The following is a 14,139-nucleotide window of genomic DNA, read 5'->3' as shown; positions in this document are numbered from 1 at the left end:
AATGGTCTTTTCGAATTCTGAAACTGATTATTATTTGTTTAGTTGACCTAAAATTTCTTTTACAGTTTCCATATCGTCAAAATGATGACGTACCCCATTTATCTCCTGATAGGTTTCATGCCCTTTTCCTGCAATCAGAATAATATCGTTTGGCTGTGCCAATTGACAAGCGGTTTTAATAGCTTGCTTACGATCTGTAATCCTTAGTATTTTTTTATAATTATGACCGTCTACTCCTTGTTCCATTTCATCCAAAATCACTTCCGGATCTTCATTTCTTGGATTATCTGATGTTAAAATTGCTTTGTCACTAAGATCTGCAGCAATTTTAGCCATAATAGGTCTCTTTGTTTTATCTCTGTTTCCGCCACAACCCACAACCGTTATCAGCTGTTCGTTTTTAGTACGGATATCGTCAATCGTTTTTAAAACATTTTCTAAGGCATCCGGCGTATGTGCGTAATCTACCACTGCCGTAATATTCGTATCAGAAACGATGTACTGAAAACGACCCGAAACACTTTCTAAATCAGATAGTAAACGCAACGCCTCAAGGCTATCCATACCCAATTCAACAGCCGTTCCGTAAATCGCTAAAACATTGTAGGCATTAAAAGTTCCGATTAGTTTTACCCAAACTTCATTGTCGTTTACTTTTAACAGCAAACCGGACAATTGACTTTCTAAAATCTGTGCTTTAAAATCAGCATAGGACTTCAAGGCATAAGTCAACTTTCTCGCCACTGTATTTTGCAACATTACAGCTCCGTTTTTATCATCGATATTAGACAACGCGAAAGCTGATTTTGGCAACGAATCAAAAAATGATTTCTTCACATCTCTGTATTCTGCGAAAGTCGGATGATAATCTAAATGATCGTGTGACAAATTGGTGAAAATCCCTCCCACAAAATGCAATGCCTCTGTTCGTTTTTGATGAATTCCATGTGAACTCACCTCCATAAAACAATGTGTCACTCCTGCTTCTGCCATTTCATTCAAATAATGATTAATGGTAATAGAATCCGGAGTGGTATGTGTTGCTTTATATTCTGTTTGATCAACCATAATTTTTACAGTTGACAATAGACCTACTTTAAAACCTGCTTTTTCAAACAATTGAAACAATAGGGAAGCGATCGTTGTTTTTCCGTTTGTACCGGTTACCCCTACTAATTTTAACTTCTCAGAAGGATTTCCGAAATAATTAGCCGCCATAAAAGCCAACGCAGTATTAGTGTCAGCTACTTTTATATAGGTAATTCCTTTTTGAAGATGCTCCGGTAATTCGTCACAAATAATTACAACAGCACCTAATTCAATCGCTTTTTCAATAAAGTCATGTCCATTAGACAATGATCCGCGAATCGCTACAAAAACATCGTTTTGTTCTATTTTTCTGGAATCAAACTCAATTTTGTGTATAGCAATTTCGGTCGAACCTGTTACGGACTCGATCGCTACTTTATATAATATGTCTTTCAGTATTTTCACGATAATTCTAATACTATTGTTTCGTTTTTACTAATATTTTGTCCAGCCTGCAAAGACTGTTTTTTCACTTTCCCTACTCCATTAACCTTTACTTTCAAACCCAGGTTTTCTAACAAGGCAATGGCATCCATTCCCGGCATTCCTTTTAAATCAGGAATCTGTTTTACTTTCTTCTCTGCTTTTGCATAATACTCATTATAACTGTTATCCTGTTTTGGAATTCTGGAATCCAGTTTTTTGATTTTATTTGTTGAAGGGGCATCTGTAAATATTTTTTGGGCGATTCGTTTAAAAACCGGCCCTGCTACATCTGCTCCGTAATAATTATTTTTTGCTGTATTGGGTTTATGAACGACCACTATACAAGAATATTTAGGGTGATCAGCCGGAAAATAACCCACAAAAGAAGAAGCATAATACATTCCTTCTTTTCCTGCTTTACCATAATTGACCTGAACCGTTCCTGTTTTACCAGCCATCGAAAAATCTTTGGAGTACAACTTAGCTCCTGTTCCCCTTTTTACCACATTAAGCATTACTGCTTTTAGCTTCTTAACCGTTTCCTCAGAGCACACTTTTGGATTTATAACTTCAACATCAAATTTTTTGATCGTTTTGTTCCATTCTTTAATTTCTGAAACAAACTGTGGTTTTACCATTACACCATTATTCGCTACTGAATTGTAAAATGTCAAAGTTTGCATAGGCGTAACCGAAACACTATATCCAAAAGCCATCCACGGAAGTGAAACTCCTGACCAGTTTTTGTCTCCGGGATGCGGAATAATTGCTCTTCCCTCTCCTTTAAAATGCAATCCTAATGTTTTATGCAATCCGAAATTTTTGATATGATCCACAAATTTCGACGGATTGTTTTTGTAATTGTCATAAACTGCCTGAACCATTACCGTGTTGGATGAAACTTCAAATCCTCTGGCCAGCGAAATTTTCCCGTAACCTCCTCTATGAGAATCACGAACGGCACGACCGTAATATCTTATTTCTCCGCCATGAGTATCGTAAACCGTACTTGTATCGGCTACTTTGTCTTCTAAAATCGCCATTAAATCGACCAGTTTAAAAGTAGAACCCGGCTCATGAGACTCTGCTATAGCATAATTGGTCGTTTCATAATACGATCCGTCTTCTCCTCTTCCTAAATTGGAAATTGCTTTTACATGTCCCGTTTCTGTTTCCATAACCACAACACAACCGTGATCTGCTTCATAAGTCTCTAACTGTTTCAACAAAGCATGGTGCGCGATATCCTGAATAAAAACATCAATTGTCGAGATTACATCAAAACCGTCCTGAGGATCTACTTCGTTGACATCACGAATAGGTTTCCATTGTCCTTTGGCAATTTTTTGTTTTAAAATCTTACCGTCTTTTCCGTTCAGGTAACTTTTAAAAGCCCACTCAATTCCTTTTCCAACTTCTATTCCAGTTGCGGGATCAATTCGGTCGTAACCAATTGTTCTTTCTGCAATTTTCCCGATTGGATGTTTTCTCACAGTTTCCTGCTCAATAATAATCCCTCCTTTGAAGGCTCCTAAATTGAATAATGGAAAACCTTTTATTTTTACATATTCGGTATAACTCAAATTGCGTGCAACCAAATAATAACGATTTTTATTGGTTCTCGCTTTTCTTAATTCTTTTTCAAAATAGCTGCCGGATTTCCCTAAAACGGTTACTAATGAATCTGATAATGCTTTTACATACTTTTCAAAAGTTTCTGTCTTTGGTGTTTTTGCATCAAATCTAATCTCGTAATTAGGAACTGAGGTCGCCAGCAAACTTCCGTCTGCCGAGTAAATATTTCCTTTATTGGCCGGAATTACAAAATTCCTAACGGTACGCTGCTTTGCTAACTTTCTGTAATAATCTCCCTCAACCCATTGAATATTGGTTAATTTAACGACAATAGCAATCGCCATCAAAAAGATGAAAACTGCTACGAGGTAAATTCTGTAGGATATATGTTTATCGTCTACTGCCATATTCTTTTAAGGAAACTTTTTTCTTCTTCTTTTTCGACTTCTATTTTCACAGGAGGAACGGTTGATGGGAAAATTTGCTTCTCGAGCATTTTATCCGATATCGTTGACTCCATTTTCAACTTCATTAATTCTGAACGTCGATCTACAAATTCGGATCGCAATTCTTTTGCATCGTTACTGAGCTTCGCAATCTCAAAAACCTTTTGTTCGTATCGCTGCGTATTCGCAATCATTATTATGGCAAGCAGTATAATAAAAACGATGAATCTCCAGTTTTTTACTGCATCATCATTTAAAAGAAACCTTGCTTTTAATATGCTAAACACTCCACCTTTCATCTTACCTTATTATTATACCTTTTCAGCAATTCTTAATTTTGCGCTTCTTGCTCTGTTATTTATTTTAATTTCAGCATCATCAGGAACAATCAATTTGCCGATTGTTTTAAACGGAACAGAAAAATTTCCGTAGAAATCACGTTCCGGTTCTCCCTCAAACATTCCGTTTTTGATAAATCTTTTTACCAATCTGTCTTCTAAGGAGTGATACGATATTACTGAGAATCTTCCACCCGGATTTAAAATTTCTAACGATTGCTCGATAAACTCTTTCAAAACATCCATTTCCTGGTTGACCTCAATACGAATCGCCTGATACATTTGTGCCAAAATCTTATGACTCTTATGTGCCGGTAGAAATCTGCCTAAAACAAATTTCAATTGTTCTGTATTTTTAATCGGCTCTATTTCTCTTGCTTCAAGAATAGTTCTTGCAATTGCGGGTGCATTTTTCAATTCACCGTAATCATAAAAAACACGACGCAAGTCCTGTTCATCATATTCGTTTACCACTCGATAAGCATTCAAATCATTCTTCTGGCTCATTCTCATATCCAGTTCAGCATCAAAACGAGTTGAGAAACCTCTTTCCGCAACATCAAACTGATGGGACGAAACTCCTAAATCGGCTAAAATTCCATCTACTCCTTTAACACCATGAAAACGCAAAAACCTTTTTATAAATCTAAAGTTCTCATTAATCAAGGTAAACCTTTCGTCCGGCAATGCATTTGCAAGCGCATCTTCATCCTGATCGAAAGCAAATAATTTTCCGTTCGGCCCGAGTCTTTTCAAAATTTCTTTTGAATGACCGCCGCCACCAAACGTAACATCCACATAAATGCCATCAGGTTTAATATTTAAACCATCAACTGTTGGATGAAGCAAAACCGGATTATGATATTCCATTGTCGTCGTCATTAATATTACCCATTACTTCTTCGGCCAGATCTGCAAAATCCATATCTTCGCCGCTTATTGATTTTTCATATAAATCCTTGTCCCAAATCTCCACTATATTAACCGCCGATGAGAATACAACATCTTTAGAAATACTTGAAAAAGCTACCAAATCTTTTGGAACCAGTAACCTCCCCAATGCGTCAATTTCTACCATTTTAACTCCTGCAGTAAATCTTCTGATGAAATCATTGTTCTTTTTTACGAAACGATTCAGCTTGTTGATTTTTTGCATCATCAAGTTCCACTCTTCCATCGGATACAACTCTAAACACGGTTGAAAAACAGAGCGCTTCAAGACAAACCCGTCCTGAAGGGAAGAAGCCAACTGCTTTTTCAAAGGTGCAGGCATCATTAGCCTCCCTTTAGCATCGACTTTACACTCATATGTTCCTACGATTGTGTTCAAAGAAATACTCACTATAGTTATACAGCAAAAATATAAAAAAAAATACCACATTCTACCACTTTATACCACTTTGTTAATAAGTTTACCCACTTTCACCCCCTTACGCTTAATCACTACACAATCAATACTTTATATATAAAATATCTAACTGACATTATTGTTTAACAATTACAAAAAATACATAGTCTTTATCTTAAAAAACTAACTATTATGCAAAGATTTCAGAATTTGGCTACTACACCAAAACCACCCCTAAAAGCTGGTAATTAGCCACTTAATAATTCGACAAAAATTATCTAGTTAAAAAAGGCTGGCAAAAATCCATATTTATTTATTTAACCCTATATTTGTCCAAATTGAAATTGGCATTAAATTAAATGGACAAAAACTACAAAAAAGAAGGCAAGTACAGCTATTATGAAGCTGGAGAAGGAACTCCTATCGTTATTTTACATGGTTTAATGGGGGGCCTAAGTAACTTTGATGCTGTAGCGCAATATTTTCCAACAAAAGGATACAAAGTTGTTATCCCTGATTTGCCAATATACACGCAGAGTATTTTAAAAACCAACGTAAAGAGCTTTGCGAAATACGTAAAAGACTTTATCACTTTTAAGGGTTTTGAAGAAGTTATCCTGTTAGGTAATTCACTTGGAGGACATATCGCTCTTTACCACACCAAATTATATCCTGAAAAGGTTAAAGGACTTGTAATCACCGGAAGCTCGGGACTTTATGAAAGTGCCATGGGTGACAGTTACCCAAAAAGAGGTGACTACGAATACATCAAAAAGAAAGCTGAAGATGTATTTTACGATCCAAAAATAGCTACTCCGGAATTAATTGATGAAGTGTATGCTACGGTAAACGACCGCATCAAATTGATCAAAACACTTACCATTGCCAAAAGCGCCATTCGTCATAACATGGCAAAAGATTTACCAAAAATGACTACGGAAACCTGTATCATCTGGGGTAAAAACGATGCCGTAACCCCTCCAAATGTGGCCGAAGAATTTGACAAATTATTGCCTAATTCAACCTTGTATTGGATAGACAAATGTGGACATGCAGCTATGATGGAACACCCTCAGGAATTCAACACGCTTCTTGAAGATTGGCTTGTGAAAAAGAATTTATAGCACTCAACTTTCGACTTAAAAGAGGTTTTAAAACCAAACAACATGAAAATTAATACCGCCGAATTTATTGTCAGTAATTCTGATGTTACAAAATGTCCTCAGGATTTTTTGCCGGAATACGCTTTTATCGGCAGATCAAACGTTGGTAAATCATCCTTGATTAATATGATTACCAATCATAAAAACTTAGCTAAAACATCCGGAAGACCTGGAAAAACACAATTAATTAATCACTTTAAGATTAATAACAATTGGTTCCTTGTCGATTTACCAGGTTATGGTTACGCTAAAGTATCTAAGAAAACGAAATCGGTTTTTCAGCAATTTATTACGGATTACTTTGAAACAAGAGAACAATTGGTTTGTGCCTTTGTTTTGATTGATATTCGTCACGAAGCTCAAAAAATTGATATTGAGTTTATGTCGTATATGGGTGAAAGCGAAATTCCGTTTTGCATCATCTTCACCAAGGCCGACAAAATCAGTAAAGTAAAAATTGACTCTCACGTTGCTGCTTACAAAAAACAAATGTTCGCCAACAACTGGGCCGAAATGCCACAGTATTTCGTAACCTCCTCTACAGAATCGATCGGAAAAGAAGAACTCTTATCCTACATAGACGAAGTAAATCAGGAAGTATTCAAAAACAACTCGGGGTTTTAAAAAAACCTAAATTCCAATAAAAAAATCCCAAATTCCAATTTATAGGTTGGAATTTGGGATTTTTTTATATTGGAATTTTTATCTATAGTTCCTCCGAGTCATCAATTAATTCCGTATCAGAAACTTTTATTTTATTATTTAAAGATCTCCATTCTTTAAATATTAGAAATTGATACAAAATATAAAACAAGGAATTAAAAAACCAAAAATCAAGTATAAAGGGTTCCGTAAAAATCACCGAGTCGGTATTACCACTCAGAAAAATACTCAAACTGCTGGCCAGATAAATTATTAACCCATTGCAGAGATACAAATACTCATGCTTCGCCCTTTTAAAATTCTTTATTAAAAAGATCAAGGCATATATAATCAGCAATATCGAAGTCATTTCGATTTCAAGAAAATTAAACTCCCAATAAAGCCCGGGTGTCTCATAATACTGCACTATTAAAATCATTAGGACCAGTATCAGGCAATAAAGTACTATTCTTTTTAAAATAATATTCCGGAATAAATTATAAAAAAACACACTTAAAGCAATAAACTGAAAGAGAAAGTAATAATGCGAAAGAAAGAAATTAGATCCCGGAGAATAAAACCCAATAATATTACAGCATAATTCTTCTACAAACAAAAGAATCAAATAAACTGTAATTATTTGATACAGAAACCCCTTGTCCTTTCGTGTTCTAAAAAACAGAATACCGTTTATCAGCAAAAAAAATAATCCTGCAAGGCTTATAATAAATGGAAATAGCATACTATTAAAATTTTCTTAGACCGTCAACTATACCAGCGACAAGTTAATTTTACCCTTCTAAAACAACTTACAAAAAAGAAATATCATATAAAGTTAACAATAAATTTCCTCTAAAACCAAAGGTATTGTCTTAAAATTCCAATATCTCAAATTCCAAATCTTAAATTCCAAACTCTAATAAGCAAAAATCCCAAATACCAATCATAGATTTGGAATTTGGGATTTAAGATATTGGAATTTACTTCGTCAGGTTTAGTTTTTCTGCGAAATAATCACAGAAATCTTTCATTGTATCTGCCATTTTTTCGTCGTCCGTAGCACGTTTAAAGGTGTCTGACATCGCGACCAAAGTCTGATGAAAGAAAATTTTCATTTCATCTACAGGCATATCTTTGGTCCATAAATCAATTCGCATGGTCTCTTTGGCTTTACTATCCCAGATCGACAACATAATTGCTTTGGCCTCTTCAGCCTGTACCCCACCGTCCTGAGCGCTCCATGTTAATTTTTCCGGAACACGGTTTTCGTCTAATTCTATATTGAATCTAATTTCTGAGTTTATTGTATCTGACATTATTTCTTAGGTTTATATTTTGACTTTTCGAAAATTTCTTTTGCATTTGTTTTTAATAATTCCGGCAACGTAACTTTATTATTCTTCATATAAGAACGCACCATTTGCCAGCCAATCCAGGCTCCGACTCTTCCTGGTGAATCATTATCGATTTCAAGAAAGAATTTTGAAAACGGCGCCGGTGCAATGAAACGGGTGTTTAGTTTTGGATCATCACTGTAGAGTATTTCATTTTCTATAAAATAACGCCACATATAACTTTCGTTTTCTTCACACCATTTTATTTGTTCGGGCGTATACCCCATTCTTTCCGCATCTGTATAACTTGGCAAAAGTAACTCTTTTGCATACAACTGTTTTCCTTCAAAGATCATCTGAGAAAGCAAACTGTGATCCGGTGAAGACGGAATTTTTCTGAAAGCAAAACTGGAAACTACGTCCGGCATGATTTGTCTTTCTTCAAAATTCTGCTTCAGATAATTTGGAAACTCATAAAACTTATGCTCTTTTCCTAAATACAATTCTAACGAGACGATCACCAGACTATCCGCATAAATTGCTTTGGCCGTATAATCCATTTCAGCAATTACCGTAATTACTTTAGGCGTTTTAACTTCAGGAAAATAATATTTTATGTGTTGAAACAAACCATTAAACTCTTCTCTTACCGGTTCAAAATTGGAGTATTTTTTCTCTACTTCCGTATATACTTCTCTCCAAATCGGATCCTGCATTTTTTTCAACCACACCGCATCGTCATTACCGGGTGGAAAAAAGAAAGGATACTGTCTTTTTATTTTGGCTAAATCTTCCGGTTTGGTTTCAAAAAACACTTTATCGAAACGTTCTACTTTAATATCAACGGGAATTTCTTCAACTTCTTTTTCGACTTTACTTTTTTGATCACAAGACAAAAAAAACAAGCACAGAAGCAGTACAAAGCGATAAATTTTCATTTTATTTTAATTAGATTTGTGTTGCTGGAATTCAAGCATTATTCATACTTAAAAATAATTCTGCAAATATACTCCTGTATCTTAAAACTTGACCTAATTATGACTAAAAAAAGCACTATTCAGACAGAAAAAGTAAATACTTATATCGTAGAGTGGCTAAAAGATTACGCTAATAAAGCAAAAGTAAACGGATTTGTAATTGGAATTTCAGGCGGAGTGGATTCTGCGGTTACTTCTACCTTATGCGCTCAGACAGGTTTAAAAGTTTTATGTGTTGAAATGCCGATTCATCAGGCAGAAAGTCAGGTTTCAAGAGGAAGAGAACATATTGAACAATTAAAAAAACGTTTCCCAAACGTTTCGAACACCCAAACCGATTTGACTGCAGCTTTTGAAGCTTTTAAAAGTGCTGTACCGCAAACAGAAGACGAAGCCAAAGTGAACTTATCATTAGCTAATACACGTGCTCGTTTGCGCATGTCTTCTTTATATTATTTAGCAGGAATTTACGGCCTTTTAGTTGCCGGAACCGGAAACAAAGTTGAGGACTTTGGTGTAGGATTTTATACCAAATATGGCGACGGCGGAGTCGATTTAAGCCCGATTGCCGACCTAATGAAGTCTGATGTTTACGCTCTTGGAGCATTTTTAGCAATTCCGGAGTCAATTTTAACAGCTGCGCCAACAGATGGGTTATTTGGCGACAACAGAACAGATGAAGACCAATTAGGAGCTAGTTATGACGAACTCGAATGGGCCATGTTAGCCGTCGAGTCAGGAAACACGGTAGCTAACTTCACAGACAGGGAAAAAACCGTGTTTGAAATTTATAAACGTTTAAACACCAGCAACAAGCATAAAATGGATCCAATTCCGGTTTGTTTAGTACCAAAAACGTTAAAATAAAACTTTTTAACATTTAGCATCAATTAATTACAGAATTTATTTATTAATTTTACCGTTCCAAAAAACATGAACAATTCTAAAAAGGTAAAATTATGATTAAAGTATGTCTAGCAGACAATCATCCTGTGACGCACTTTGGCGTTAAGTCTTATTTTAAAGACCACGATCAAATTTCAATTGTTGCCAATGTCGGCAATTTTTCAATGGTTAGAGATATTCTTCAAACGAAGGAGATTGACATTCTAATTCTGGACTTAGAATTAGAAGGACTTTCAAGCATCTTTGAAGTAAAATCTATCCTGAAAAATTTCCCAAAGACAAAAATTGTGATTTTCAGCGATCTGGCTGAACAAATGTATGCTCCAAATGCTATTAAAGCAGGAGTTTCCGGTTATGTACACAAAACAGAAAAACTTGAAACATTAGGTCTTTCTATTATTAAAGTACACGAAGGAAAAATTATTATCAACGAAACTGTTCGCAAAAACATGGCACTTATTGCTAAACAAAGCAAAAGCGAACGTCTTTACAGAAAACTTTCGAATCGTGAAATTGAGGTTTTACGTTACTTAAGTGATGGTAAGAAAAACAACGAAATCTCTAAAATCTTAAATCTGAACGAAAAAACGATCAGTACTTACAAATTAAGATTATTGACCAAATTAAATGTTACTAATCTGGTTGACTTAGTTAATAAGGCTAAGACTTTAGAAATTATTTAATGGTATCGCGACATTACTCTTCCTAGTTTTTTCGCAAAAGAATTAACCAGTTTTGAGTAATCAACGATAGCTGACAAAAGCTCTGTATTATCTGAATTTTCAGGTCGTATAGAGCTTTTTAATTCTTCGATAATTCGATCAACCAGGTACCAACGCATTGACATAATTGTTTCCGTAACATATTGTCCGATACTGGCATGTTTCTCTTTTGCAAAGATATTTTGCCCCTCCCAGTTGTGTAACGTTACTTTTTCATCTTCCATCAAAATATCGGTTACTTCTTGCGCAAATTCAGGTTGTAATCGCATTAAATATTGCTCCAAACTAAATTTACTGTTCTGATTGTAAAAACCAATCAAATCAGTAAAAATATTCTGAAATAATCCATTCGAAAGTTCCACCTCATCTTCCTGTAAACTCAGATAGATACGCTCGAATACTTTATACTCTTTCTTTTCAGAAACCATAATGATCTCGCCTTCCTCATTACTTTTCAGAAGCACATCTTCAAATTCCTCTGTTTTATCACCATAAAGCAGCAAAATTTCAATTACTTTTCGTTCTAAACGGTACAGAATATCTACTTTTTCAGAAGGTGGTGGAGGCTGTTCCATGTCTCCCGGAAAAGTAGGATCATCATAATACCTCGGATCATCTGGCGGGTAACTGTTTCGATGAACCTCAAACGCTTTTTGTTCCTGTTTTTGTTTTTTATGGGTATCTGTAATTTCTTTCTGCGTAAGCTGTGCAAGCGTACTCACTAACACCTGCTCGGAAATGTCCATGATTCTGGCACATTCCTGCGTATAGACTTCACGCTGAATTCGATCCGGAATCTTAGAAATACTGGTAACCATATCCCGAATCAAATCGGCTTTCTTTATAGGGTCGTTTTTAGCTTCACCCATCAAAATGGAAGCTTTAAACTGTATAAAATCTTTACTGTTTTCTTCTAAATAAGCTACTAAGGCATCATGTGAATTCTTTCGGGCAAAACTGTCCGGATCTTCCCCATCAGGAAAACCGCACACCCTCACATTCATTCCTTCCTCCAGAATCAAATCGATTCCACGAATAGAAGCGCGTAATCCCGCCGCATCACCATCAAAAAGAACCGTAATATTTTTAGTCAGACGATTGATTAATCTAATCTGATCCGGTGTTAAAGCCGTTCCAGAAGAGGCGACAACATTCTCTATTCCCGCTTGGTTAAACTGAATTACGTCTGTATACCCTTCAACCAAATAACAATTGTTTTGTTTGGCAATTGCTTGTTTCGCCTGGAAAATCCCGTAAAGTACTTTACTTTTATGGTAAATATCACTTTCGGGTGAATTCAGATATTTAGCTGCTTTTTTATCGTTCGTTAAAATACGTCCTCCAAAACCCAAAACACGTCCTGACATGCTTTCGATAGGAAACATTACACGTCCCTTAAAACGGTCAAAAGGTCGGTCTTCTCTTGGAATTGTCAGTCCGGTACTTTCCAGAAACTCCAGTTTGTACCCTTTACCCAAAGCTTCTTTGGTCAGAGCATCCCAGGTTTCGGGTGAATATCCTAAATTAAATTTCTTTATTGTTTCGGCGGTAAACCCTCTTTCTTTAAAGTATGAAAGTCCAATGGCTTTGCCTTCTTCTGAATTTAAAAGTGTTTTATGAAAATATTCTTTTGCAAATTCTGAAACCAAATACATACTTTCACGAACATCTGTAATTGCTTTTTCGGCATCCGTTTGTTCCGTTTCTTCAATTTCAATATTGTATTTTCTGGCCAGATATCGAATCGCTTCGGGATAGGTAAACTGAGAATGTTCCATCAGGAATTTAACCGAGTTCCCTCCTTTTCCGGTACTAAAATCTTTCCAGATTCCTTTTGCGGGCGACACCATAAACGACGGAGAGCGTTCGTCTGAGAAAGGACTCAGTCCTTTAAAATTACTTCCGGCCCGCTTTAAATTGACAAAATCACCAATAACCTCCTCTACACGAGCAGTTTCAAAAACGGTGTCAATTGTATTTTGTGAAATCAAAATGTAATATATTTTAAAAATTTGAAGTCCGTAAAAGTACATAAATCAATCTTTAAATCTGCTGATTTTGCACAAAAAAAGCGTCCCTTCCGAGACGCCTTCCGACTAACTAAACGTAATCTCATACTTAATTCAAATCAAAACGTAATCCTAGCGAAATGTTATTCTCTTTCACTAAGTTATCCTTAAACAACGGATTCAAATCGTATTTTAAATACAAACTGATATCTCGGTATCCGATGTAAGAACTTAATCCGTAAATAAAATTATTAACGTTATAATCTCCTTTTATAGTTGTTTTATATTTTAAATCTTCTTCTTCAAATTTTAGAATCTGTTTCGATTTTACATTTATTCCGGCATAACCTCCAATCCCAAATCGGAAGCTTTTATGGGTTCTGAAATAAGTTTTACCGTCTTTTACTTGGGGTTTGGTAAAATCAAATTCTAAGTGTACCGGCAAAACGATATAAACATTTCTAAAACGGGACTCGTCTAAATTTATCGTATTCACCTCCAGATTGGTCTGATCTCCGTCTACCACAAAACTGCGGTTTTTTGTCGGGCGAATATTGTTGTACATTAAAGACAAACCGTATTTAGCATGCAATAAATTATCGTTTTTCATCAGTCTGGTGTTATAGGTAAAACCCCATTCGTAAAAATGTGAACCTATAAAACTGTAATTCGAATCCTGAAGTTTCCCGTCAATCATCATATTGTTTAGACCCGTCGCAAATACAAATTGTGATGTTGTTCTCTTTTCACCGCGAATTGAATCTTTATTGCATTTGTCTCTTTCCCAACGAATCATATAAATTCGGGACGAATCTTGTTCTTTGATTTTTCCATCTACTTTTTGCTGTACTAAATCGTTAAGTTCGTTCTGCGCCAAAGTCACTTTTTCCTCGATGATTACTGCTCTGGCTTCTGCTAATTCTTTTTTGCGTTTGTCTGCTTGTTCTTGTGTTATCTTTCCTTCAGACAATTGAACGTTTACAGCTTCAACTTCTTCTTTCAGAATTTTCTTTTGTTCTTTGGTGACCCTTTCTATTTTTCTGGCAATACTTGATGCTTTCGACTCAAAAGTTTCCTGCCCCAGCACTTTGCTGACAAATAAAAAAACCAGGATAACGAGGTATAGGGTAAAATTTTTCATGATTGGTGATTTTTGATTGATGA

At 35.5% G+C, this 14,139-nt stretch carries 13 protein-coding genes; 4 read left to right on the top strand and 9 right to left on the bottom strand.

What is annotated here, in order from left to right; translation table 11 throughout:
* Positions 1–30: 30 nt before the first annotated feature.
* Genes ACHRV5_RS12565 through ACHRV5_RS12545 form a run of 5 tightly spaced genes read right to left on the bottom strand, consistent with a single transcriptional unit; the run spans position 31 to position 5,204 of the window.
* A complete protein-coding gene (locus ACHRV5_RS12565) occupies positions 31–1,494 on the bottom strand; it encodes a UDP-N-acetylmuramoyl-L-alanyl-D-glutamate--2,6-diaminopimelate ligase (RefSeq protein WP_395426986.1) in 1,464 nt (487 codons plus the stop codon).
* Positions 1,491–3,497 carry a penicillin-binding protein gene (locus tag ACHRV5_RS12560; protein WP_047778381.1) on the bottom strand — a complete coding sequence of 669 codons (2,007 nt, stop codon included), beginning with the start codon at positions 3,495–3,497 and terminating at the stop codon, positions 1,491–1,493. Before ACHRV5_RS12560 ends, ACHRV5_RS12565 begins: the two co-directional genes overlap by 4 nt.
* The gene (locus tag ACHRV5_RS12555; RefSeq protein ID WP_047778380.1) at positions 3,488–3,835 is read right to left on the bottom strand and encodes an FtsL-like putative cell division protein; all 348 of its coding nucleotides are present in this window, start codon (positions 3,833–3,835) and stop codon (positions 3,488–3,490) included. Before ACHRV5_RS12555 ends, ACHRV5_RS12560 begins: the two co-directional genes overlap by 10 nt.
* Before the next feature lie 12 nt (positions 3,836–3,847).
* Positions 3,848–4,756, bottom strand: coding sequence for a 16S rRNA (cytosine(1402)-N(4))-methyltransferase RsmH (gene rsmH, locus ACHRV5_RS12550; RefSeq protein ID WP_205625364.1), 909 nt, complete (start codon positions 4,754–4,756; stop codon positions 3,848–3,850).
* Complete coding sequence (locus tag ACHRV5_RS12545) at positions 4,731–5,204, bottom strand: division/cell wall cluster transcriptional repressor MraZ (protein WP_026730580.1); 474 nt, start codon at positions 5,202–5,204, stop codon at positions 4,731–4,733. Before ACHRV5_RS12545 ends, rsmH begins: the two co-directional genes overlap by 26 nt.
* A gap of 377 nt (positions 5,205–5,581) precedes the next feature.
* Between ACHRV5_RS12545 and ACHRV5_RS12540 the strand changes: the two genes are divergently transcribed.
* Positions 5,582–6,346, top strand: coding sequence for an alpha/beta fold hydrolase (locus ACHRV5_RS12540; protein WP_047778379.1), 765 nt, complete (start codon positions 5,582–5,584; stop codon positions 6,344–6,346).
* Between the two features lie 42 nt (positions 6,347–6,388).
* Positions 6,389–7,009: a ribosome biogenesis GTP-binding protein YihA/YsxC gene (yihA, locus tag ACHRV5_RS12535; protein WP_047778378.1), complete on the top strand. Its 621-nt coding sequence runs from the start codon at positions 6,389–6,391 to the stop codon at positions 7,007–7,009.
* Between the two features lie 998 nt (positions 7,010–8,007).
* Here yihA and gldC read toward each other — a convergent pair.
* Both gldC and gldB read right to left on the bottom strand, forming a co-directional pair.
* On the bottom strand, positions 8,008–8,343 hold the full coding sequence (gene gldC / locus ACHRV5_RS12530; RefSeq protein WP_047778376.1) for a gliding motility protein GldC: 336 nt from the start codon (positions 8,341–8,343) through the stop codon (positions 8,008–8,010).
* Entirely contained in the window at positions 8,343–9,299 is a 957-nt protein-coding gene (gene gldB / locus ACHRV5_RS12525; protein ID WP_395426985.1) for a gliding motility lipoprotein GldB, read from the bottom strand. The genes gldC and gldB overlap by 1 nt, the downstream gene beginning before the upstream one ends.
* A 99-nt stretch (positions 9,300–9,398) precedes the next feature.
* Between gldB and nadE the strand changes: the two genes are divergently transcribed.
* Positions 9,399–10,205, top strand: coding sequence for an NAD(+) synthase (gene nadE / locus ACHRV5_RS12520; protein WP_395426984.1), 807 nt, complete (start codon positions 9,399–9,401; stop codon positions 10,203–10,205).
* Positions 10,206–10,297: 92 nt separating this feature from the next.
* On the top strand, positions 10,298–10,927 hold the full coding sequence (locus ACHRV5_RS12515; protein ID WP_026730588.1) for a response regulator transcription factor: 630 nt from the start codon (positions 10,298–10,300) through the stop codon (positions 10,925–10,927).
* Here the strand turns inward: ACHRV5_RS12515 and dnaG are convergent.
* Complete coding sequence (gene dnaG, locus ACHRV5_RS12510; RefSeq protein WP_230004610.1) at positions 10,924–12,957, bottom strand: DNA primase; 2,034 nt, start codon at positions 12,955–12,957, stop codon at positions 10,924–10,926. The genes ACHRV5_RS12515 and dnaG overlap by 4 nt on opposite strands.
* A gap of 127 nt (positions 12,958–13,084) precedes the next feature.
* On the bottom strand, positions 13,085–14,116 hold the full coding sequence (locus ACHRV5_RS12505; RefSeq protein ID WP_395426983.1) for a hypothetical protein: 1,032 nt from the start codon (positions 14,114–14,116) through the stop codon (positions 13,085–13,087).
* Positions 14,117–14,139 lie beyond the last annotated feature (23 nt).

It is taken from the genome of Flavobacterium sp. FlaQc-52, assembly GCF_044007495.1.
In the GTDB taxonomy this organism is placed as follows: domain Bacteria; phylum Bacteroidota; class Bacteroidia; order Flavobacteriales; family Flavobacteriaceae; genus Flavobacterium; species Flavobacterium cupriresistens.
This window is presented reverse-complemented; position numbering and strand designations above follow the sequence as displayed.